The 21,326-nt window shown below is 45.8% G+C and carries 18 protein-coding genes and 1 tRNA gene; 12 read left to right on the top strand and 7 right to left on the bottom strand.

All coding sequences use genetic code 11. From position 1 onward, the window contains the following. Positions 1–46: 46 nt before the first annotated feature. The 3 genes from QUA24_RS16055 to QUA24_RS16045 form a co-directional block, all read right to left on the bottom strand. On the bottom strand, positions 47–763 hold the full coding sequence (locus QUA24_RS16055; RefSeq protein ID WP_333230726.1) for a GUN4 N-terminal ARM-like repeat domain-containing protein: 717 nt from the start codon (positions 761–763) through the stop codon (positions 47–49). A gap of 236 nt (positions 764–999) precedes the next feature. Then, the gene (locus tag QUA24_RS16050; protein WP_333175374.1) at positions 1,000–1,572 is read right to left on the bottom strand and encodes a hypothetical protein; all 573 of its coding nucleotides are present in this window, start codon (positions 1,570–1,572) and stop codon (positions 1,000–1,002) included. A 272-nt stretch (positions 1,573–1,844) separates the two neighbouring features. Beyond that, entirely contained in the window at positions 1,845–2,054 is a 210-nt protein-coding gene (locus QUA24_RS16045) for a hypothetical protein (protein WP_333066317.1), read from the bottom strand. A 1,057-nt stretch (positions 2,055–3,111) separates the two neighbouring features. On the opposite strand from QUA24_RS16045, the gene QUA24_RS16040 reads away from it, so the two are divergent. The 6 genes from QUA24_RS16040 (at position 3,112) to aroF (ending at position 9,419) form a co-directional block, all read left to right on the top strand. Continuing rightward, complete coding sequence (locus tag QUA24_RS16040) at positions 3,112–5,760, top strand: AAA-like domain-containing protein (RefSeq protein WP_333230725.1); 2,649 nt, start codon at positions 3,112–3,114, stop codon at positions 5,758–5,760. 239 nt (positions 5,761–5,999) lie between these two features. Further along, positions 6,000–6,248, top strand: a complete 249-nt coding sequence (locus tag QUA24_RS16035; RefSeq protein WP_333230724.1) for a type II toxin-antitoxin system RelN family antitoxin — start codon at positions 6,000–6,002, stop codon at positions 6,246–6,248. A 291-nt stretch (positions 6,249–6,539) separates the two neighbouring features. Then, positions 6,540–7,163 (top strand): Holliday junction branch migration protein RuvA, encoded by a 624-nt coding sequence (gene ruvA, locus QUA24_RS16030; RefSeq protein ID WP_190742029.1) that lies wholly within the window; start codon positions 6,540–6,542, stop codon positions 7,161–7,163. A gap of 150 nt (positions 7,164–7,313) precedes the next feature. Beyond that, positions 7,314–7,583 (top strand): 30S ribosomal protein S15, encoded by a 270-nt coding sequence (gene rpsO / locus QUA24_RS16025; protein ID WP_333205659.1) that lies wholly within the window; start codon positions 7,314–7,316, stop codon positions 7,581–7,583. A gap of 95 nt (positions 7,584–7,678) precedes the next feature. Further along, entirely contained in the window at positions 7,679–8,152 is a 474-nt protein-coding gene (locus QUA24_RS16020; RefSeq protein ID WP_333230723.1) for a PAM68 family protein, read from the top strand. Positions 8,153–8,357: 205 nt separating this feature from the next. Further along, positions 8,358–9,419: a 3-deoxy-7-phosphoheptulonate synthase gene (gene aroF, locus QUA24_RS16015; RefSeq protein WP_333156678.1), complete on the top strand. Its 1,062-nt coding sequence runs from the start codon at positions 8,358–8,360 to the stop codon at positions 9,417–9,419. A gap of 298 nt (positions 9,420–9,717) precedes the next feature. Here the strand turns inward: aroF and QUA24_RS16010 are convergent, their stop codons facing one another. Continuing rightward, positions 9,718–10,053 (bottom strand): hypothetical protein, encoded by a 336-nt coding sequence (locus QUA24_RS16010; protein ID WP_333230722.1) that lies wholly within the window; start codon positions 10,051–10,053, stop codon positions 9,718–9,720. 100 nt (positions 10,054–10,153) lie between these two features. On the opposite strand from QUA24_RS16010, the gene QUA24_RS16005 reads away from it, so the two are divergent. Then, entirely contained in the window at positions 10,154–12,679 is a 2,526-nt protein-coding gene (locus QUA24_RS16005; RefSeq protein WP_333230721.1) for an NACHT domain-containing NTPase, read from the top strand. A gap of 95 nt (positions 12,680–12,774) precedes the next feature. Here the strand turns inward: QUA24_RS16005 and QUA24_RS16000 are convergent, their stop codons facing one another. The 3 genes from QUA24_RS16000 to QUA24_RS15990 all read right to left on the bottom strand — a co-directional run bounded on the left by QUA24_RS16000 (position 12,775) and on the right by QUA24_RS15990 (position 16,518). Continuing rightward, positions 12,775–13,494: a DUF2786 domain-containing protein gene (locus QUA24_RS16000; protein WP_333230720.1), complete on the bottom strand. Its 720-nt coding sequence runs from the start codon at positions 13,492–13,494 to the stop codon at positions 12,775–12,777. 177 nt (positions 13,495–13,671) lie between these two features. Further along, entirely contained in the window at positions 13,672–14,886 is a 1,215-nt protein-coding gene (locus QUA24_RS15995) for a DUF790 family protein (protein WP_333230719.1), read from the bottom strand. 93 nt (positions 14,887–14,979) lie between these two features. Beyond that, positions 14,980–16,518, bottom strand: coding sequence for a DEAD/DEAH box helicase family protein (locus QUA24_RS15990; protein WP_333230718.1), 1,539 nt, complete (start codon positions 16,516–16,518; stop codon positions 14,980–14,982). A 312-nt stretch (positions 16,519–16,830) separates the two neighbouring features. On the opposite strand from QUA24_RS15990, the gene ald reads away from it, so the two are divergent. The 5 genes from ald (at position 16,831) to QUA24_RS15965 (ending at position 21,256) form a co-directional block, all read left to right on the top strand. Then, positions 16,831–17,919: an alanine dehydrogenase gene (ald, locus tag QUA24_RS15985; RefSeq protein ID WP_333230717.1), complete on the top strand. Its 1,089-nt coding sequence runs from the start codon at positions 16,831–16,833 to the stop codon at positions 17,917–17,919. Between the two features lie 264 nt (positions 17,920–18,183). After that, positions 18,184–18,265, top strand: a tRNA-Leu gene (locus QUA24_RS15980). Positions 18,266–18,338: 73 nt separating this feature from the next. Continuing rightward, positions 18,339–19,121: an RNA methyltransferase gene (locus tag QUA24_RS15975; RefSeq protein WP_333230716.1), complete on the top strand. Its 783-nt coding sequence runs from the start codon at positions 18,339–18,341 to the stop codon at positions 19,119–19,121. A gap of 613 nt (positions 19,122–19,734) precedes the next feature. After that, positions 19,735–20,694, top strand: coding sequence for an RNA polymerase sigma factor, RpoD/SigA family (locus QUA24_RS15970; protein WP_333214865.1), 960 nt, complete (start codon positions 19,735–19,737; stop codon positions 20,692–20,694). A 220-nt stretch (positions 20,695–20,914) separates the two neighbouring features. Then, on the top strand, positions 20,915–21,256 hold the full coding sequence (locus tag QUA24_RS15965) for a DUF760 domain-containing protein (RefSeq protein WP_172187001.1): 342 nt from the start codon (positions 20,915–20,917) through the stop codon (positions 21,254–21,256). Positions 21,257–21,326 lie beyond the last annotated feature (70 nt).

Below are 21,326 nucleotides of genomic sequence, written 5' to 3'. Positions count from 1 at the left end.
GCCGAACATCCACCCGGCCCGCATTCTCCAAAAGCCCCAAAACCATTCACTTCAACCAGGCAGGATGAGCCATCAAAGCTGCAAAAGGCTGCACTCCCCGCAACTGATTCGACAGCGGCAAATGACCCCTCGGCGCGCTCAAATCCCAAATAAACTCTTGCGGATACCGCGTCCAATTATTCCCCTTCTTCCAGCCTATTAGTGGCCACAATTTATCCCAATTCTTGCCAGAACTTAGCCAAATTTCCCGCTGCACTGAAAAGCCAAATTTGCCTTCAGAATGAACTTTCCACAGCGTATTAATTGTTTGCAAATCCGCCACCGGCAAACTCTCAACTTGCGTAAAATACAGCCACTTTCTCACGGAAGCTGTATCACCCGCTAATTCACAAAGCTTGTCTAAAGTCAAGCGATCGGCTTCTTGAAATTCCTGTAACGCCAATAATTGTTGCAGCGGAGTGTAATCAATGTTAGAGTCCGATCGCAGCGGCACAACCCCAGTCGGAAAATTCGCTTGCAAAAACTCCGTCGCTCTCGGAGAATTAGCACTGTAAAGAATTTGGTAAGCCTTACCCATTACCGCAGTCGGTGCCTCTGACTTGCGCTCTAATAAAAATTCCATCAATACATCCCAACCGGAATCTGCTATTTGTTGTTGCAGCAGTTGCAGTTGAGCTTTTTCCGAACCAGACCTCAACTGAGAGCGGAGTTCGGCTGTATCGGCCGCCGAGTCTAGAGGAGAAGTAGAAATCGAGTCAGTCATGAGAAACTATTAGCTATCAGCTATCAGCTATCAGCTATTAGCTGAAGCCCTGGTTTTCCCCCATTGTACAATGGTACTGACTCGGATTCACTTCTCTGTACTCGGATGCCTGCGCGCCACGCTGCCTAGTTTAGCCGATCGATCGCCCGTACACTTTTCGCCAATGGCAGCAATAGCAAATAAGTCTACCATCTGAAATTTACAATCGATGCTATGTCAAAGAGTTTTTCTTGAACCTAGTCGTCCACGATCGAAACCCATGCAGAGAACGAAGGCGGAAAAAAGTTTATGTCATATTCCGAGTCTTCCCACTCTTTGACCCACAGCGGGACGGCGCCGGGGCGAGGAGTTTCAGAAAAGGTGCGTTCTTTGACTTCGATCGAGTGAAATAGCTGTTTTAAAGTATCTCCCCGATCCAAAGCTTCGCTAAGGATGTCGTCCAACTCAGGATCGACCCGTTTGACACGGTTTTTGTCCTCCTCCAGCCACAGAAGTTTCAAAGACTTCAGATCTCTCGGACTGAGGATGCTCTTGTAGTACACGCGCTTAAGGGTCGCTACAGGCTCCAATGAGCGTTCGATCCGGCGAATTTGCTGAACTCGCAGGTAGTGCCATTCCGCTAAACGCTTGCTTTCCGAAGGCGGGAGGGTGCCCTTGCCCGCTGCGTGTTTGTAGTCGTATTTAATCAAACTGCAAGCCATATTGGCTAGCAGATGAATTAACTGTTTTTCTTTGGGTGTTGCCTGACGCCGTTCCTGGGTTCTTGTCAATACGCGCTGTCTGCGGGTAGTTTCGAGAGTATTTTCCATTGGGTTTTTACGAGATGAAATACGATTGTGCCAGATCCAAATCCCGAACATCAGAAGGTAAGGAAGTTGATAGGCGGGGAAACTCCACCGACAGACTCGCCTTACCTATTTATTTTCCCATCCACCGTTCTCTGAAACTGATCCCCACCCCTGGGATTAGGTAGACTGATCTTGGGATCGAGTTTTAACCGCCTCGATCAGAGGCGGTTGGGACAACAAGCACCACAACTACAACCACAACCGCATCAGAGCGAACCACACAATCGCGCCAATTATTTCCTGCCTTTACGCGTTTTTACCTCTTCTTGCTCCCCATCCTCATTCGTTCCAGTGTAGTTAAAGTCGGGACGACTCTCCCAAGCCGTCAAACTGCTGGCTGATGAATGTTGTGGGGCGATCGCTAAAGCGCTGGTGCTGCCTGCCTGGAAAAAGCCGAAGCCAGCCGAGGCAATTACCCCTAATACTAAGATGCTGTTTTTCATGTTCGATGACCCTGATTTCCGTAGATTGACACTTTTTGGCTAACCCGATCTGTCAGAAATGGGTTGATGCAATAGCCCACTTGTCTTCTGATAAATCTGCCTGCCATAATCAATTCAGACAGGCACACCCGCTTGTGATCGGAACCGCCGGAAGTGACGTGTTACTAATGTCCACGATCATCCATCAACCCGAATTTTTTGGGTAGTGGAGCGAAAGCCATCAGGGCGTCGATCCATCAGGGAGTTATGCCATCAGGGTGCTAATCCATCGGGTAGTTAAGCCATCAGGGCGCATCTTCTACAATTAGCCACCTACTTAACTTTTATAGTTGAGCGAGTGGTTAGCCTGGTACTGACAAAGCCTTTAAGAATTAAACTTTTTGTGGATGCATCCTGAAAAGTTTGTTCTTAGGAATCCCCCAGCGCGAAAGCCCGGGGAAAGTCAGCAGCATGGAATTCCATGCAATCTAAGTCAACTAAAAAAACGCAGATTAACGATATCTCCCACTCAAGCAGTCCTCAGCAAAACGCTGGGGTTTTTTATTGGCAGCCATTGCGAGCGCGTTTTTCTCCGGCATTCGGCAGGGGGAGCTAAAGGCAGAAGGTTGACGGCGCTGTGGTTAGTAGTTTCCCTGCCCACATCATACCACCGGGTGAATTTTAAAGTATTATTGTAAAAAAATGTGAAAAAAACGGCGTTTGAGCGTTCTCAATCCGATCGACTGAAAATTTATCTAATTATGTGAACGAGTGTAAAAAATCAAGTGGCGCGCTACGATTGGGCAGATCGTAAGATTTGGGGTGAACGCTTGCAAAGATACGGTAAAGATTGACGAGAAGAAAGCTGAGCTAGTAGACAATAGAGAAAGAGGAAGAAAAATTTTCCACCATAGTAAGGCAGATTAAAAAAAAACCATGCAAATGCAACAGGCAAACTCCAAACCCTGATTGAATAAGTCATTCCCCAATCTAAAATCTAAAATCTAAAATGCTATAAGCGGGCCATAATTGCAATTTGTAACCTTTCGATCGCACAGCATAGGGGTGTAAAATCTTGATGAATTCCCAGATTACAGCAGAAGTCAACTCAACGTACCAATATCAAGTCGGAGGATATTTGCCTGCCGCTGCGCCCACCTATGTCAGGCGATCAGCAGACAGCGATCTCTACGAAGGACTCAAAGCCGGAGACTTCTGCTACGTGTTGAGTTCGCCACAAATGGGAAAGTCCAGCCTGCTAGTGCAAACGGCCAAAAGGTTGCAAGCCGAAGGTACAGTTTTTGCCGCCATCAATTTGAGAAGCATCAGCAGCCCAGATATCTCCCCCCAAAAGTGGTATGGCGGCATCATGTACCGCATGGCCAGCAGTTTACACATCACAAACAGGTTTGATGCCATCAAGTGGTGGAACGATCGCGAACTGCTATCGCCGGTGCAGCGATTGGAGATATTTATCGAAAAAGTTTTGCTCAAGTCACTTCAGCAAAATCTGGTAATTTTCATCGATGACATTGACAGCATCAGCAGCCTAAATTTCAGTACCAGCGATTTTTTTGCTTTGATCCGGGCTTGTTACTCCAAGCGGGCAGAGCAACCGGAATACGATCGCCTGACTTTTGCTGTTATGGGAGTAGCAGCCCCCTCAGAATTGATCCGAGATCCCAGATGTAACCCATTTAATATTGGACGGCAGATTCATTTAAGTCGATTCCAACTGCACGAAAGTTTGCCGCTAGCAAAAGGATTAGCACTGAAAGCTTTTCGCCCCCAAAAAGTGCTCCAAGAAATATTAGCTTGGACGGGCGGTCAACCGTTTCTAACTCAAAAACTTTGCCACTTGGTACTTGAATACGGGCCTTTTATTGGCAGAAATTCCGAAGCTAAGCAAGTTGAAAAACTGGTCAAACACAGAATTATTAAAAATTGGGAAGAAGAAGACGAACCCCAACATTTGACAGCAATACGCGATCGCATTTTCCATAGCCACTGCGACCTCACGCATCTGTTAACGCTGTACCAGCAAGCTTTGCAACCGGTCAAGGCAACAAAACCGGGGGAATCGCAGGGAATACCAGCAGAATACTCTCCCGAAAAAATCGAATTGCAACTGTCAGGACTGGTGGTTAAATCTCAGGGTAAATTAATAGTTGCCAACCTAATTTATCAGTCAGTTTTTAATCGATTTTGGGTAGAAAAAGAGCTGGGAAAATTGGCTCCGTACCGCTTGGCGCTAGCAGCATGGCTGGCTTCAGACCGCGAAGATGAATCGCTGTTATTGACAGGGGAAAGTTTGCAGTCAGCTTTGGATTGGGCTGCGGACAAACAATTAAGCCAAGAACACTATTGGTTCTTGAATCCCGATCGAACTTTTGAGGACAAACCGACAGTGGTTGTCGCACAAGTTGCAGACAGCAGCGTAGACACAGATGCAGACAGTCGCATCCTCACCCCGCCCTCAGATAGTGTTCCAACAGGCAGCAACGAACAGAGATTGTACGATCACATCGTCTGCTGCGTGGAAACAGAATCCCCCGCACAGGTGATCGAGCGGTTCCGAAAGCTATTTATCGACGGCATGGGCTATCCCGATCGAGAGATTGAAGCAACTTTGTACAGTATAGTCTCCGTCAAGCGATTGGATCAGCACTTTAAATATATCCTCCACCGCTGCTGCTACATCCCGATCAACCGCTGGCAATTGCAATCACACAACCAGTTCGCGATCGCCAAGTTGGTAGCTTTATTTAAGCAGGCTTCTCCCCGATTCGGGACAGAATTTTACATAGTCAAGCGCTTGCAAGAACAAATAGCTTTCTTTACTAAAAGTGAAGAATTTCAGACCCTAGAGCGCTTAGTAAAAGCCCTAGATAGAGAGGCGGAACCGCAGCAACAAGATACAGATTCTCCTTTGGGCGAATTGATCTGTCGGTATCCTTATTTGTACGGGTATTCTCTGCTGAGCAAGGGCAGCATTGAGGAAGACCAACAAACCATAAAAAAACTGGCATTTCAAAGACAGCGACAATTTGAAACACATTTGTCTCAATATTTAAATTATATGGTTGAGCCGAGAAATACAGAAATAGGAATTGTGCAGCGAGCGGCTAATCCCACACTTTTGAATGATGCAGAACTGCACTTAGCGGTCAGGGAATTTGCTGGAAAAGTAGCAGGCGATCGCAGCTACAAAGAAGCGGCTCAATTTTTCCTGAGAGATTCCAGAAAAACTCCATCTTACGCCTCATTTAAAGTGGATTTATATGAATATTTAATATCGTCGGTAGAACCAGAATACGGCGGGCGTCAATTTAATGACCGTTTGTACAAGCAAATTAAAAATACATTGCGAGAGAATGACTCGGTGAAATTTAATAATCTATTGTTAGTTCGGACTTGCCACCAGTTGTTCAACTTCTTAGTAGTGGAAAATTCCCAACATCTCAGCCACTACGTTTTTTACGACTTGGTGTACAACCTCGGCGCCAGCAGGACAATGGGTTTACTGCTCAAACTCGTTCTACTTTCGGGCAAAGTTAAACCAGAGTTGGAAAACCGATTTTCTATTTTGTTTAATCACTATGAAGGTAAAGCTTCTAATGAAATTATGTGGTTTGTCAAATCGTTGGAAAATTTCAATGTGGCTTTGGTTGTGAATTTTGGTAAGACTGATTTGTCTTTGGTTAAACAGCAGCTTATTTTGGCTTGAGAATAACAAAATCGCTGGGACAGGGTTATATAATAGTATTAATTGAAAAAAATCCCGGAGAAACAAATGAAAGCCTTTGAAGTCACAGGAACCATCGACGAAAAAGGTCAATCGATTTTAGATTTTAGATTTTAGATTTTAGATTAAAGAATTGAAGGATTGACCCCACGGATAAATTCGGGAGGCAAGTTTCATCGGATACAGGTTTTTTATTTCTGGGTACTGAGTCTGCTTTCGGAATGAATCCGGGGGCTTGTATCCTGAATGCTTTCGGTCAATTATTGCTCGATCGACCTTTAACCGCAGAAACTCCCGGCCGCGTGCGAATCATCGTTCTTCTTCCCGAACCTACAGAAGAAACTGAAGACGACCCCGACGATACTCCAGTTGAAGAAGTAAAAGCCAGTCTCAGAAAAGGATTGCAGCAAGCCAAAGCCGGACAAACCCGATCAATCTCTCAACTGTGGGAGAGAATCGAGCGATTTTAGATTTTAGACGATCGCATGATTTATCAAGTTGAATCACCGTCGATCGTACTTTTGTTAACCATTTACTCTAAATCAGATCGAACCCACATCTTGCACTATTCTCAAGAACGGGCAAGATGCCCGTTCCACAAAGAGTAGATTTTGTTGTGGAACAGGCAAGATGCCTGTTGCTAAAAGGCTAATTGAGAATGGTGCAAGATGTCAGATCGAACAGATATCAGTCTCAACGAAATCCGCAACATCATCGCCGACTTTGATGAAAACGAATAGCGGTGTATTATTATTAATTTTATGATTAGCTATCTCAAAGGCACAGTAGCCGATATCGCCAAAGGCAGCAACCGCGTCATATTGACTCTCGAAGTCAATCAAATTGGCTATGAAATCCAAATTTTGCCCCGCGTGACCGGTCAATTGCCAGCATCCGGCGAAGTCGCCCAAATTTTTACCCACCAGCAAGTTAAGGAAGACCAAATCGTATTGTACGGTTTTGGCAGCGCGGCAGAACGCGATTTGTTTCGGCAGTTGACGAGTGTTAGCGGTGTGGGTGCTCAACTGGCGATCGCACTTCTCGATACTTTAGGATTGCAAGATTTAGTCCAGGCGATCGTCGGCGGTAACACCCGCATCCTCGCCAAAACACCGGGCGTGGGTACAAAAACCGCAGAACGTCTCGCCCTCGAACTCAAAAGCAAACTCTCGGAATGGCGACAGCAAGCAGGTTTGACAACTTCAGTCGCCGCCGGAGTCCCCCCAGCTATTCAAGAAGAAGTCGAGATGATCCTGCTGGCGATGGGATACACTGCGGCTGAAGTGTTGCAAGCGCTGCAAACCCTCAGTCAAGACAGCACTTTGTCGGCAAAAGGTGATGCGGATGATTGGATACGTGAGGCGATCGCCTATTTGAGCCGATAATCCCCTACCCGATCCCGAAACCGGGAAGAAAAACCAAAATTCGACCGGCCCAACAAACCCATCCTTAGCAAAAATTTTATCGTTATTATGCTTCCCCTGTGATAACATTGGAGATTGTGACAATCGTACAAAAAAAACTAAAATCAATTCATGGCTCTTACACAACAGCGCAAACAAGAAATCATGGGCGACTTCCAAACCCATGAAACCGATACCGGTTCAGCAGATCTCCAAGTCGCCATGCTGACCGATCGCATCACCAAACTCAGCGCCCACCTGAAAATCAACCAAAAAGACTTCGCCTCCCGGCGCGGTTTGATGATGATGATCAGCCGCCGCAAGCGCCTGCTGGCATACATCCAAAAGCAAAATGTCGATCGCTACAAAGCATTGATTGCCCGTCTAGGCATTCGCGGCTAAACACCCAAGCCAAAATTTGCGACAATATTCTTTAATCTTGGACAAACACCAAGACTTATTGAAAAATGTTCGAGATTTCAGGTCAGAGATAAAATATGTCCTCCGAACCACCCCGCAAGCGCTTGCCCTTTGAACCGGCAACAAATCGTAAAAAAACGCCTAAAAAGCCCCCAGAACCCCAAGCAAGCCTAGCCTTAGAGTCGGATTCTGCCGACAAGCAGCCGAAAGCTAACAAAACCGGAAAACAGTCGCAATCTATCCCAGAAGTAGTCAGCCAACGCATGATATCCCGCATAGCGGTATTCTGCGGCATACCGACCATCCTGGGAATTTGCACATTTTTTGTCAGCTATTTGGTAGTCAGCAAAGGCTTGTTTGATTTGCCCAACACAGCAGTATTGCTGGTAAGCATGGGCTGTTTTGGTCTAGGCGTTCTGGGATTAAGCTACGGAGTCCTCTCAGCTTCCTGGGATGAAGAAGTTTCAGGAAGCACTCTGGGGTGGGAAGAATTTAATACCAATTTTGGACGGATGCGAGAAGCGTGGCGCGCCGCCAAGCCAAAAAGTTAGTCATTAGTTATTAGTTATTAGTCATTAGCTAAAAACTAACTTGTTAACCATCTATAGTTTGTATTTGGGGAGGGAATAAGAACCCACCCCACAACAATGCTAAAAATACTGATATAAATAGATTCTCGATCGCCATTGCATCTATTTTTCTCAGTGCATCAGAGTCATGATCCGTTTCTAGCCCAACAGAAAAGGCAAAAAAAATATGATTATTGTAATGAAAGCCGGCACTCCAGAAGCCGAGATCGATCGCATCGACGAAGAGCTCCGCACTAGCTGGGGTTTGATACCAGAAAAAATCGTCGGCCGTTACAAAACCGTCATGGGTTTGGTGGGCGACACCGTTGAGCTCGAACCGATGCAACTGCGCGAAATGAGCACCTGGATTGAGGAAGTGCTGCGCGTGGAAAAACCCTACAAACGCGCTTCTCTCGAATATCGCCAAGGAGAAGCCAGCGAAGTAGCGGTTGCTACTCCTTTAGGAACTGTAATGATCGGCTTGCATCACCCGATCGCGATCGTAGCAGGCCCTTGCTCGGTCGAAAACGAAGAAATGATTGTGGAAACGGCAATGCGCGTCAAAGCTGCTGGAGCTCATTTTCTCCGTGGTGGCGCGTACAAACCGAGAACTTCCCCCTATGCTTTCCAAGGCCACGGCGAGAGTGCTTTGGGATTGCTAGCTGCAGCCCGGGAAGCTAGCGGTTTGGGAATTATCACAGAAGTTATGGATGCGGCGGACTTAAGTGCGATCGTGGAAGTAGCCGACGTAATCCAAGTCGGGGCGAGAAATATGCAGAATTTCTCACTGTTGAAGAAAGTCGGAGCTCAAGACAAACCTGTTTTGCTGAAGCGCGGCATCTCCGCCACCATTGAAGAATGGTTGATGGCTGCTGAGTATATCATGGCTTCTGGCAATCCGAACGTGATTTTGTGCGAGCGCGGAATTCGCGGGTATGACAGGCAATATACACGCAATACCCTTGATTTGTCGGCGGTGCCAGTATTGCGGACTTTGACTCACTTACCGATTATGGTTGACCCCAGTCACGGCACCGGTTGGGCGCAGTTTGTACCGTCAATGGCCTTTGCTTCGATCGCCTCTGGTACAGATTCGCTGATGATAGAAGTGCACCCGAATCCGAAAAAAGCTTTGTCTGACGGGCCGCAATCTTTAACACCGGATCAGTTCGACAAGTTGATGGAAGAATTGGCGGTGATTGGTAAAGTCATGGGACGTTGGCCGCAGCCTGTGCCTGTTTTGGCATAAAAACAGGCGAAACGCCTAACCTAAAATGCGATCGCTGTTAAATCCCCGGCTTCTTAAAGAAGTCGGGGATTTTGTTATTCGGTTTTTGGAATAGAGACCCAGGGGCGATCGTACTTCTAGGAATGTTGCGAAATAGCGGAATTGATTGATTAAGGGCGATCGTACTCTGTGCAAGATATCAGTGGTAGGGCGCGTGACAAGGGGAAAACTTTAACTCGCGGCGGTGGGACTATTGACTGTCACGCACCGCACGCGGGCAAAGCATTGAATAATACGCTGTCACCAAAAACGATATCACTTACACTTCGAGACGGATTTTGACTGTAGTGCCAAAAGCTTTTCTGAAGGCTGATTCAACATCGGGAAGTTTTTGAATTGCCATTAGCAAAACTGGTGTTGAGGAAACTTTAATCCGGGCTTCGCCATCATGGATAGCAATCAGTTTTCCGTGCTGTCGCATCAGTTCTTTAGTGCTGCGTGGTGATATCTGAAGCAGCACAGTTTTCCATGTCAGACCTAACATACTTTGAATTGCTTCTTCCATTTGGCTGAGTGGATCTATTTTCTGAGGCATTAGAGGTAGTTCTAGTTGAATGGGGAAGTTCGGTGATTGTCGATTATTGAGACTTGTCATAATGAAAGTTTCCTCTGTGGTTTGACTTTTTAAGCATGACAGCTAGGAATCTCATATATTGGTAGTGAGACAAATCTCATTTTTATGAGAAACGCCTAATATGGATGCCAAAAGAATCAGAGAGATTTTCGATAAACTACCTTCCAAGCGCAAACAGGTACTCCTGAGAGTGTTAGCGGGTGAGAGTAGGGCCAAAATTGCCTGTGACATTTGTGATGGGAGCACAGATGCAGTACAGCAGAATTTGAGACAGCTTTATAAGAACTTTCAGCTTCAAGATGAAACAGAACGCAAACTACCAGCGTTAATTGCTCTGTTTGCCCAGTCAATGCCTGAGTTGATAAGTGTTGGTAATTCTCAAGGTATTAAGGAATCGCAGCTATCTGTCTATGATGATGAGACTTTGGTAGGTGGTCAGGAAGCGAACATCGCAAACCCAATCACCAGTGTCGATCAAGAACAGAATTTTGGTTGGGTTGAAGATGCTTCAGAGGATAACCCCGATGTCTTGGTGCAAAGGGTGCGATCGCATCCCTATCACACTGCTAAGATTAAAGATCAGTGCGGACAATTACGCATCTTAGATGTTGAATGGCCAGTTGAAATAGATAATATTTACATTGAGGTCAAAGTTCTGGAAAAGCTTCCTAGCAATAGTAGGAAAACGATTTCTGATTTTCTATCTTTAAATTCAGCGATAGATAAGTCTGACCGTCTTGATGTAGATAAATCACAACAAGAACGAGTACCGGGCCTAGAGGTAGCAGCAAATAACTTGAAGTTAATGGTACTGGGAAAACAAGGATCAGGTAAAACCACTTTTTTGAATCATTTAGCAATTCAGTGCAACCAAGGCAGGTTCCAATCTCAACTTATACCGATTTTTATAGAACTGAAATATTTTGCTATGATTGCTCGGGATAAATGTAATTTTAGCCTTTTAAACTACATCATCGACGAATTGTTAAATTGTGATGTTTGGGAAGAACAGATTAATACCTTGCTTTTTAACGGCAGAGTTTTTATCTTGCTTGATGGTTTAGATGAGGTAGAGCCAGAAAATGCTGATGCAGTTTTGACAGAAATCTATTATTTTTCAAAACACTATTTTAGAAATAAATTTGTTATAAGTTGTAGGATTGCTACTCAGCTTGCCAATCGGGGATTTAGTTTAAAATTTACTGAGGTCGAAGTTGCTGATTTTAAGAGTGAGCAAATAAAAGCATTCGCTAAAAAATGGTTTGTAGCAGTTGCCAGGAACTCTATAGAGCAGGGTTTAAGCCAAGCTGCTGAGTTTATAAAAAAATTGTATCTTTCAGAACATCAATCAATTCTAGAACTAGCAGGCACACCTATCTTGCTCAATCTAGCCTGCTTAGTTTTCCAAGAGAAAACTAATTTTCCTTCTACCCGAGCTAAGCTTTATGAAGAAGGATTAGACATTTTGCTTTTCCGATGGGATGAAGCCAAGAACATTAAACGGGATGAAATTTATCGAAAGTTGCCAGTGCGGAACAAAAAACAACTGCTGAGTCACGTAGCAGCCATTACATTTGAGCGAGGCGATGAAATTAAAGTTTTTGAGCGAGATATAATAGAGCAAATCATCGCCGACGGTCTTACTAAATTAACTGATGAAAAAAACGCTCCGGTGCAAGTACAGTTAGATAGCGAAGCAGTGCTGAAGTCTATTGCAGAGCAAGATGGGCTACTTGTAGAACGCGCAAGAGGAATTTACTCTTTTTCTCATCTCACATTTCAGGAGTATTTTACCGCTTGGAAATTTGCTAATAGTTTAGAGCCACAAGTTTTAGAAAAATTACTCGTCCATATTAGTGAAGAGCGATGGCGAGACGTGTTTTTATTGACTTCGGAAATGTTACCTTCGGCTGATGAATTAATGCGATTAATGAAAGAACAAATTGATAAAATTATACCCCAGAATGACCAATTTCAAAAGTTTTTTGGCTGGTTAAAGCAAAAATCTTTGTCAGTCAAGAATCAAGACCAAGTTCCCTTCCGACTAGCTACCGTGCGGAGTTGGTATTTTGCTCGTGAAGTAGACCGCTTTTCTAACAGTATGCGAGAGCCTGTGTCCAGTCTTTTTAAGTGTGCTTATGCTCTGGAGCAAACGGTTTATTTTGGAAGTAATAATGCTCTTGATCTAGATAGCGCAGTTTATTTTTTTGTTGTTTTTGCCGATAAACCTAAAGTTATCCGTTCTTGTGCGCTTGATGCTGTCCTTGAACTTAAACCTGAACTCAAGCAAAAGCTCGAAAAACTCAAAGATGAGATACCTGAACTACCTAATGACGAGATAGCTGAGGATGAAATATCTGAGGATGAGGAAAACAAAGAAAAATCTCAGAAATTTAATAATTGGTTTGGCAATGATTTTTCCCGGTGGTTTGACCAAGTAAAATTCGTAACAACTGAGTCTCGGAATATAGGCCATGATTGGCAGTTCAACGAAGAATATAAAACTCGTTTACGGCAGTATTATGATGCTAATAAATTATTAGTTGATTGTTTAAATAGTAGTCGTAATCGTAGTCCGACAATAAGAGCGCATATCGAAGAGACTTTTTTATTACCTCAAACGAAATATTTTCAGCAATACAAGTAACAGATATCGCGGTCTTTTTAGACAAGATATATCTATTACACCAAAACTGAAGCAGATATTAACAGCCTAGATTGAATTGCTAACTATACATAAACTCAAAGACATTCATTAAGTTGTTTCATATCCCCTTGCGGCTGCACTTGCTTGTGCAAACTAATTTTGTCGCCCACTTCATACCCCGAATTAAAACCCGCCGCGCTGCTGACTTGAGAATCTGTTCTCGTTCTAATTTTAACCCCTCGGCCCTCTAGATAATCGGCGATCGCCTGTTGATTTTTCTCAAACATCGATCGCACTACAATCCCTGGAGTCGCCGCCACATCCCCCGAACCCGGAATCCCCGACTCTTCCATCTCCTGTTTTTGTTCCAACAATCTTTGTCTCAACCTTGTCGCGCATCCAACCCGAAAAGCATTCAGATACGCCAACCCCCTGCCGTTTCCTTTGCGGTATTTAGCCCTTTTTTCAATCGCCGAACTCAAATACTCGTACAGATGTTTGCAAACAATCAGGTTTGTAGAAGTTCCCACCAAAAACATACTGCCATTATAAGTGTTTCGCATGGCATTGCAACCGTTAGCGTCGGCAATTCCCGAAAGCAGCATCATTTTCCAAGTAACAAATTTGGATGTTGTTTCAACGGAGTTTTCGTCAATCTCTTCTTGGTGATTTGGCCCTAAATCGGCGAGGCTGAGATTGTACTGGGCCAGTAAAAGGGAAGCTTTTTCGGCTGCTGCAGTCGATTCGTTTTCATTGGATGAGGTGGCGAGGGCTAAAAGCTTTTTGATTCTTTCGACAATACTTGTGTCTGCCATTTTTCGATCGGTTTTAGGGTGAGAGTAAGCGGTGGCAAGGATTTGGGGATATTCTCATTTTAGTATAGCTGGGAATGTGCGATGTTTTTTGATGAGGATTTTTTTGAACCGCAGAGGGCGCAGAGGGCGCAGAGAGAGAGAAAGAAAGAAGTTTCCAACTGATGCGCGGATTGGCTACTATTCGAGGACTTCCAGGACTGATTTGGGCAACAATTTATCTTTAAACCAGACTACTTTTGCTGGCACATCATTTACATTCACCCCGGCTTTTTCTAAATTCAGCCGTTCGGAAATAGCTAAAATCAAGTGATCGCATTCAGACTTCTGTACTTGTGCAAATTTCTTTTGCAAATACTCCGGCCGCCAATAGCCAACTATTTCTAATAAAAACACTCGCCCGTCGGGATGCACTAACCGAAAGTCGGGAATCATCACACTACCTGGAATCGGAATTAAATCAACTTCTCGCTCTAGTTGCCACTCGGTTTTTGTGGAATTCCATCTTTCAGCAAATGCGGCTTCTAACATACTATCATAAGGCTTGCCAGGGGGATAGTGACTGACTAAACCGCAGTCGGAATTGAGGGTAAACTTACCTGTTTTCAAAACGCCACTAAAAGGATCTTTTGTGTGCAGTGTCGAGTGCATACTCCATTTGGTGACGTGCAGCAGTGCCGGCAGCATTTTCGCCAGGGCTAAGCCGTAGCGGGTGCTGGGTTTAAATAAGCTTGTAGGGCCGTCTATTGTCAGTGTAAAACCGTGGTCTGCATCGCCTTCGATGTAAGTCATTAATTGAAATAGTTTCAGATAGCGAAATAAGAGTTTGTATTCTCCTGGATCGTTGCGGTGGGCGGTTAATTGGACTTGACTTGCTCGGTAAAATATGCCTTGAACTTGAGAAAGATTGTATTTGTGAAGCAAGTTTTCGGGTGTTGGTGCATTAAACTCAGTGAGGATTTTGTTTTCGTTTAAATCGGCGTATAAACCTGTAGTGATTTCGTGAGGCAAAACTTCTCTGTTTAACTCTTGGCTGAGTTCACTTGCTACTTTTTCCAGGGTTAATTGGGTGGATTGAGGGCTGGGAGTCGATCGCGCGGACAAGGCAAAAACCCGCTGTCTCAACTCTGAGGGTTCTAGGGGACTGATGACTTCCAAGGTGCAGAAACCGCCTTTCAGCAGGTGCGCTAATCCCCGTTTCAGCCGATAATCCGGGCTGTCGCCTTCTAATTCTAGCAAGCGTCCGTCGAGCTCGCCTTGGGTTTTGCCGATCGACTCTTGAAAGCAGTCGATCATTTCCTTAGCTGCTTCTAAGTTTTTAGCATCTATCTTGAGGCGGAGAGGAATAATTGATTCTCCGTTTTGGCGGTGACTTAATAAATCAGTGGGTAGCATTTGTTAATATATTTTTAACGAACCGCGAAGACGCGAAGAACGCGAAGGGAAGACAGAGAAAGAAAGAGAGTGTTCAGGAATAGTTTAGGCTTGCTACCAGGGAATTTCATCATTGTCTTCTCCCCATTTTGCGGGTGATTCTGCTGCTTTTTTGGTTGTCTCTCGGTTGACTCCGTAAATGGGTGTCGGTTTGACAATTTCTAGTTTCTGATATTCTGGCTTTGGCGGTTCTATTTGTGTTTGTGGTTGGGGTTTGTGAGGCTGCATTCCTCCTCGGCGGCGTTGGGATGTTCTTTCTTCGCTGGTGTCTTCGGTGACGACTTCATACAGAATTGCTAACTTATTTACATCGCTACTTTTGCGGAGAACTCGACCCAATCGCTGAATGTATTCGCGTTCGCTGCCGGTGCCTGACAATATGATAGCAATTCTGGCGTCGGGAACGTCCACTCCTTCGTTGAGGACGTGGGAGGCGACGAGGGTTTTGTATTCGCCGCTGCGAAAGCGATCGAGGATTTCGTGGCGTTCTTTGACAGGGGTTTGGTGGGTAATTGTGGGGATGAGAAATTCTTGGGAAATTCGGTAAACTGTGGCGTTGTCTCCGGTGAAAATTAGGGTGCGCTGGGGAGAGTGTTCTGCTAGTATGTTGGCTAAAATTCGCAGTTTTCCTTCGGTACAAAGGGCGATTTCTTTGGCTTGGCGGTGGGCTAGCATGGCGCGCCGTCCCAGGGGCGATCGCGCGCTTGCCATGATAAACTGTTTCCAACCTTCGAGGCTGGATATTTTGATGTTAGACTGTTTTAAGAAGTCGTTGCGAATGTTGATTAATTCGGCGTAGCGATCGGTTTCTTCTTTTGACAGTTTTACCATAATTTGAACTATTTTATGGTCAGCTAAAGCATCGCCCGCCAAATCTTCGGGTCTTTTGCTAAATACTGTCGGGCCGATCAGGAAATGCAAATCACTGTGGCGGCCATCTGTGCGATCGGGTGTGGCTGTCAGCCCCAGTCGAAAAGGCGCGATCGCATATTCGGAAATTACTCGATAAAAATCCGTTGGCAAATGGTGGCATTCGTCAAAAACCAGCAAACCGTATTTATTGCCCAAGGTTTCTGCATGAATACTTGCACTGTCGTAGGTTGCCACTAAAATTGGCGTTTTGTCCCGCGAACCTCCGCCCAACAATCCGATTTCGATGTCTGGAAAAGCTGCTTTTAAATTAGCGTACCACTGGTGCATTAAATCGAGAGTTGGTACTACAATTAATGTACTGCGACCAGTGACTTGCATGGCTAATTGTGCCAGATAAGTTTTGCCGGAAGCGGTGGGAAGGACGACTACTCCTTGGCTTCCTGCTTCCTGCCAAGCTGCGAGGGCCTGTTCTTGATGTGGGTAAGGCTGCATTTCCACGCTGGGTACGAGTTCGAGTAGTTCGTATCCCCTAGCTTCGTCGGTGAAGTGAATGCAGTCGGCTTGGAGGCATTCTACCAGCGGGCGGTAGTGAATCGCTCGAATGCGGTACTTTTCCACGCGATCGTCCCAAGTCGCAAAGTCCACCCAGTCTCTGCCTTTGGGCGGCGGGTGCAGCAAGAGAGTTCCGCGATCGAATGTTAAGGTAGGTGTGCGTGGCATTTGTTTAGATAGGGGGACGAGTTATGCCTGTTAAATTATAAGTGACAGATCAAATATATTGACTCTTCTTGAAATTATCTGCGTTACTCTGTGTTAATCTGCCCTACATCTGCGGTCCATCTATCAATCAAAAAATTATGTAATTCAAGTCTAAATTTAGGAAATTGCGATCGCACTGAATAAAAAATAAATAAATATTCTCCTAGCCGGATTGCCGGATTGCCAAATCTAAAATCTACAATGGTATTGTCCCGCTGGGGATGGTTTTTAGGTTAGATTCGATCGACGTATGCCTGAGATTAGAGGTTATAGATGGAAATAGGCGTCCCCAAGGAAATCAAGGATTTGGAGTTTCGAGTCGGGCTTAGCCCCACAAGTGTCCGGGCTTGTTCGGACAGAGGCCACACAGTTTTTGTGGAAACGAATGCTGGTGCTGGGGCCGGTTTCGCGGACGAGGACTATGTTCAAGCAGGGGCTAAGATTGTCTTAAAGGCTTCAGATGTCTGGAATCGCGAACTAATTGTTAAAGTTAAGGAACCGCTGCCTGCTGAGTATCCGCTGATTCAAAAAGAGCAGTTGCTGTTTACATATTTACACTTGGCGGCCGATCGCACATTAACCCAGCATTTAATCAGCAGCGGAGTCCAGGCCATCGCCTACGAAACCGTCGAACTCCCGGACAGAAAATTGCCGCTGCTGACGCCGATGAGTATTATTGCAGGGCGTTTGGCAGTGCAGTTCGGAGCTCGGTTTCTGGAACGACAGCAAGGCGGCCGGGGCGTACTTTTGGGCGGTGTACCGGGGGTAAGACCGGGTAAAGTTGTGATTTTGGGCGGCGGAATTGTCGGCACAGAAGCAGCGCGAATAGCTGTAGGAATGGGCGCGAGAGTGCAGATATTAGACGTAAATGTCGATCGCTTAGCCTACTTGGAAACTCTGTTCGGTTCCCGAGTAGAATACCTTTACAGCAGTCCTTTGCAAATTGAAGCAGTTGTTCCCGATGCTGATTTGTTAATCGGTGCAGTTTTGGTCTTAGGTAAAAAAGCTCCAGTGCTGGTTTCTCGCGAATTTGTTGCGAAGATGCACCCCGGTTCTGTGATTGTTGACGTAGCCGTTGACCAAGGCGGCTGTGTCGAAACTTTGCGGGCAACTTCACACACAAATCCTACTTATGTTGAGGAAGGAGTTGTGCATTACGGCGTGCCGAATATGCCCGGTGCTGTGCCTTGGACTGCGACTCAAGCTTTGAATAACAGCACTTTGCCTTATGTTTTGCAGTTGGCAAATCACGGGATTAAAGCTTTGGAAATGAATCCGAGTTTGGCGAAGGGATTGAACGTGCAGAATCACCGCTTGGTGCATCCGGCCGTGCGCGAGGTTTTCGCAGATTTGGCTGATTAGATTCCCATTTTTTCAGCAAATCCTGTAGGGTGCGTCAGATCAAAGCTTGTGGATTATTAATAACCGGACACGATCTGATGCACCGTACTCAACTACACACCGTTTTGCAATGTTTGGCTAACAGTAAATCCTCGAAACTAAAGCATTTCTCAACCCGAACAGTAATTTGTGCAAAATATTACTCGCAGCCCAGAAAAAAAATAAATTCCTTAAAACACTTGACAAACTGGGGAACATATGGCAATGTAGTAACTCGTGACCGATGCGGAACTGGCGGAATTGGTAGACGCGCATGATTCAGGTTCATGTGGTGCAAGCCTTCCGGGTTCAAGTCCCGGGTTCCGCATTCCAAAGGCAGAAGGAAGTTTGGGGTTAACCCGATACAGGCAATAACCCCATTCGCTCTGCTGAATTAAACAATGCTGACAAGTATTCAAAACCCCCTAGTTAAAGAAATCCGCAAGCTCCACAGCTCGAAGGGACGCAGGGAACAACAATTATTTTTACTCGAAGGGACGCACTTGCTCGAAGAAGCTTGCGCGGCAAAATACCCGCTAGCAACGGTTTGCTGCACTCCCGAATGGCTGGAGGATCACGGGAAACTTTGGGAGCAAGTTGGTAATTTAGCCGATCGCACAGAATTAGTAAGTGCAAAAGTGTTAGAGTCGATCGCCACTACAGTCCAACCCGACGGCATTGTCGCCACCGCACCCCGCACTGCAACAGATCCCGCAAAATTGTCAACTTTAGGAATAGCCCTAGAAACAATCCAAGATCCCGGCAACTTGGGGGCGATCGTCCGCACGGCTGCGGCTGCTAATGCCGACGGTTTGCTGCTGAGCCCTGAGTGCGCCGATTTAGACCATCCCAAAGTGCTGCGCGCCTCGGCAGGAGCTTGGTTTAAGCTGCCAATGGCAGTCAGTCCAGATTTAACCGCCGAAGTCTCCGCGTATAAAAATCGAGGAATGCAAATTTTAGCAACTGTCGCCGGGGCCAGTTTAAGTTATTGGGAAGTAGATTTGCGAGTGCCGACTCTGATAGTTTTGGGCAACGAAGGCTCTGGTTTGTCGGAAGAATTGAGGAGTTTGGCCGATCGACAAATCCAAATTCCCCTGAGTCGTGGCGTAGAATCTTTAAATGTGTCGATCGCCGCAGCCCTCATCATGTACGAAGCTCAACGGCAAAGAAGTCAGTCGATTTGAGATTTGAGATTTGAGATTTTAGATTGAAGCATTGAGCCCACGGATAAATTCGGGGGCAAGTTTATCGGATACAGGTTTTTTATTTCTGGACGGATGAATCACGTGGCGGGTATCCTGGATGCTTTCGGTCATTAGTTATTAGTCATTAGTTATGAGTCATTATCTGTTGGGGCGGGTTCATCAATATCTGTAACTTCATATTCAGGGCAGCCACGGGGGCTGCCCCTACAAGATAATGAAACAGCCCTGCCCCTCTACCAATCTCTCCCCTGAGATGTGGCGGCTTTTGTTTATATTGATGCAAACTGTAAAGCCAGGAAAGCGGATACTCTCGTATCAACAGTCCAGGCTGGCATGAAATAAATATGAAGAAGTGTAGCCAATTGCTCTCACAAATGTTAAGATTCTTAACATAACGTAGTATTGTGCTCGCCCCAACCAAAACCTAACCTGAGACGGTGCTGACTGGGAGTAGTAGCTAGCTACCATAAAATTAAGCCTCTTTAAATGGAAGGAAAGCGCAAGTCCCCGCCCGCTTTCCTTCCCAGCTAAAGCTAGGGGTTTGCGACTACCGCAAACCTTTAGAGGCACAGATCCTCAGCGGGAAAAGCTCATGAAAACTCTTAAGTCCTCAGATACAGATTCTGTTCGCGCTTACTTGCGGGAAATCGGCCGCGTTCCCTTGTTGACCCATGAGCAAGAAATACTCTACGGGAAACAGGTACAGCGCTCCACCGCACTGCATCAGGAGAAAAATATTTTAGCCGAAGAGTTAGGCCGCGACCCGACGGCGGCTGAATGGGCACAGGCAGTTGGGCTGTCTGAGGCACAGTTGCAGCGGACGATCGAAAACGGGGAAAGGGCAAAGCGCCAAATGGTGGAAGCGAATCTCCGCCTGGTAGTGTCTGTTGCCAAAAAATATATCAAGCGCAACGTAGATTTACTGGATCTAATTCAGGAAGGCACGATCGGGATGCAGCGGGGAGTAGAAAAATTTGACCCGACTAAGGGCTACAGATTTTCTACTTATGCTTATTGGTGGATTCGTCAGGCAATTACTCGGGCGATCGCCGAAAAAGGCCGCACCATCCGCTTGCCGATCCACATTACCGAAAAGCTCAACAAAATTAAAAAAGCTCAGCGCCAACTTGCTCAACAGCTTGGTCGCGCGGCCACGGCTGCTGAATTGGCATCAGAGTTAGAGTTGACTCCCAAACAGATTCGCGAATATCTCGATCGCGCGCGCCTGCCACTTTCCCTGGACTTGCGCGTGGGAGACAATCAAGATACAGAGTTGGGCGATTTGTTGGAAGATACGGGTACTACCCCGGAAGATTTTGCTTTGCAATCTTCCCTGCGGACTGACTTAGACCAGCTAATGGCGGAACTGACTCAGCAACAGCGAGAAGTGCTCGCCTTGCGCTTCGGTTTAGAAGACGGGCAAACCTTAACTTTGGCAAAAATAGGCGATCGTCTCAACATCAGTCGGGAACGAGTGCGGCAAATTGAACGGGAAGCTTTGACCAAACTCCGCAAGCGCAAGCAAGATATCAACGATTATCTAGCCAGCTAGGTAGATTGGGGATTGGCGATCGGGTTCCCCCCCTGGCAATCCCCAATCTAAAATCGTAAAAACCGCCGCTTTTAATTCGGTTGTGCCCACTTCGTTGCTATGACTGTCCTGCTACATTAGTAATTACTTAGTAATAAAGATCAGCAGCCATCAGATAAGGGTTATTTAATTTAACCGCCCGCGTCTAACATAACAAGCTGTATCTGAAACGGAGGTACTCGTGAGCAACTCATCTAATAAATCCCCAGAATTCTTTGAAGAAGACGGAGAAAATGCCAACTTATTATGGCAATACGTGCAGTCAATGGCTCCCGACACAGTTTCTCAGTTGTCTAAGCCGACTTCTCACGAAGTGTTTCAAGTAATGGAGCGAAATATTGTTGGACTATTGGGGAATTTGCCTTCGGAACACTTCGGGGTGACAGTGACTACCAGTCGCGAACATTTGGGTAGATTGCTCGCCTCAGCTATGATTAGCGGTTATTTTCTCAAAAATGCCGAACAGCGAATGACTTTTGAAAAGTCCATACAAGCCAGTGAGAGACATGGCTCGGACGATTAGTAGATTATTAACATTTAAGTGATCCAAGTGTCAAGCCCCCCCTCGCAAGATGGGGGCTTAATATTTTAGA

This window comes from Microcoleus sp. Pol12B5 (assembly GCF_036701335.1).
In the GTDB taxonomy this organism is placed as follows: Bacteria; Cyanobacteriota; Cyanobacteriia; order Cyanobacteriales; family Microcoleaceae; genus Microcoleus.
This window is presented reverse-complemented; position numbering and strand designations above follow the sequence as displayed.